Below are 1791 nucleotides of genomic sequence, written 5' to 3' on the forward strand. Positions count from 1 at the left end.
CCACCGCCCCATCCGGGCGGCGAGCTCGGCGGACTGATGAGCCTGCTCAACGACACCGCCGAGTCGCTCCAGCAGCAACGCGCCGCCATCGCGGACCTCAACCAGAAGCTCAGCCAGTCCCAGAAGATGGAGGCCATGGGYCAGCTCACCGGCGGCGTGGCGCACGATTTCAACAATCTGCTGACCGTCATTCTCGGCAATGCGGAGCATCTTGCCGACAGTCTGGTGGGGAACAAGCAATTGCACCGGATCGCCGGCGACATCGCGACCGCCGCCGAGCGCGGCTCCGACCTGACGCAGAGCCTGCTCGCCTTCGCGCGCAAGCAGCCCTTGAGGCCGCGAGAGATCGACATCGCTAGCAAGGTTCGCGACATGGAGCCGTTGCTGCGCCGGACCCTGGGCGGGCACATCGAGTGCGCTTTCGCACTCGAGGCGAACGCGTGGTTGACCAGCGTCGATCCCGGCCAACTGACGACTGCGCTGCTCAACCTCGTGCTCAACGCGCGCGACGCCTTGCCTGACGGCGGCAAGCTGACGGTCGAGGTGCGCAACGCTTCGCTCGGAGAAACCGACGTCGACGTCAACGGCGAGCCGCGGCCCGGCGACTACGTCATGGTCGCGGTGACGGACACCGGCAGCGGCATGACCGCCGAGGTGGCGAGCCGCGCGTTCGAGCCGTTCTTCACCACCAAGGAGGTCGGCAAGGGAACCGGGCTTGGCCTCAGCATGGTCTACGGATTTGTGCGGCAGTCCGGCGGCCTGGTGCAGATGCAGTCCGAACCGGGACACGGCAGTATCGTCAGGCTGTTCTTTCCCCGCCTCGCAACGCCGCCGACCGAGGATCCATCACCGCGGGAGCGGATCGCCGCACCCGACGGCAGCGAGACCATTCTCTTCGTCGAGGACGACGACATGGTGCGGGCCTATGTCGTGAACGAGCTGAAGACGCTCGGCTACCGCGTCATCGAGGCGCCGAACGGTCCCGCGGCGCTCGACCTGTTGCGCCAGCCGGGGGACATCCACCTGCTGTTCACCGACGTCGTGATGCCCGGCGGCATGTTCGGGCCGGAACTTGCCAGACAGGCTGCCCAGCTGCGGCCCGGGCTCAAGGTGCTCTTCACCTCCGGCTACACCCAAAATCCCGTCAAGGCGCCCGACGGGCTCGGCGATGCCCGCATTCTGACAAAACCGTTCCGGCGGCACGACCTCGCGGCGATGCTGCGGTCCGCGCTGTCGGCGCCGCCACGATGACGTCAGGACGACGACGCGAGCAGAACCGCGACACCAAGATTGGCCGCGAACAGGGCCGCGTCGATGACGAAGATCCTGAGCATCGGGCCCTTCAACACCGGCCAGTAGGCGACCCCGACGCGCCCGCCGCGCATCAGGACCGGCAGGTTATAGGCGAACTGGCTGAMGAGGCAGCCGGCACAGAACAGGAACAGCGCAAGCTGCGCCTCGACCGGCTGGAAGAAGAACGGACGCGCCGCCAGAAGATAGAACGACAAGAGCCCGATCGGCAGATTGATCCCGCCCAGGAACGCCACGCTGGCCGCCAAGGTCGGGGCGATCGGGTTGCCGCGCTCTTCCCGCGGCAGCAATATCTTCAGCGTGTTGCGCTGGGCGACGCTGAACTGGATGAATGCGCCGACGAACCAGAGCGCATTGAGAAGCAGAACGAAATCCGAAAGGCGCATGTCTATTTTCCGTAAAAGGCTTCGCTGCGCACCACGCGGCCGGCAGCGTCGAAATCCATGAACTCGCTGGCGCGCGTGTCGCCGAGTTGCCACC

General features: G+C 66.3%; 2 protein-coding genes. One reads left to right on the forward strand and one right to left on the reverse strand.

Annotated features, from left to right (window positions below; all coding sequences use genetic code 11):
- Positions 1 to 1251, forward strand: a 1251-nt coding sequence (locus AC1D00_RS39570; protein ID WP_477014424.1) for an ATP-binding protein, incomplete at its 5' end; no start/stop codon positions are given.
- A 2-nt stretch (positions 1252 to 1253) separates the two neighbouring features.
- Here the strand turns inward: AC1D00_RS39570 and AC1D00_RS39575 are convergent.
- On the reverse strand, positions 1254 to 1697 hold the full coding sequence (locus tag AC1D00_RS39575; RefSeq protein ID WP_477014425.1) for a hypothetical protein: 444 nt from the start codon (positions 1695 to 1697) through the stop codon (positions 1254 to 1256).
- Positions 1698 to 1791 lie beyond the last annotated feature (94 nt).

It is taken from the genome of Bradyrhizobium sp. P2_E8 (genome assembly GCF_056403875.1).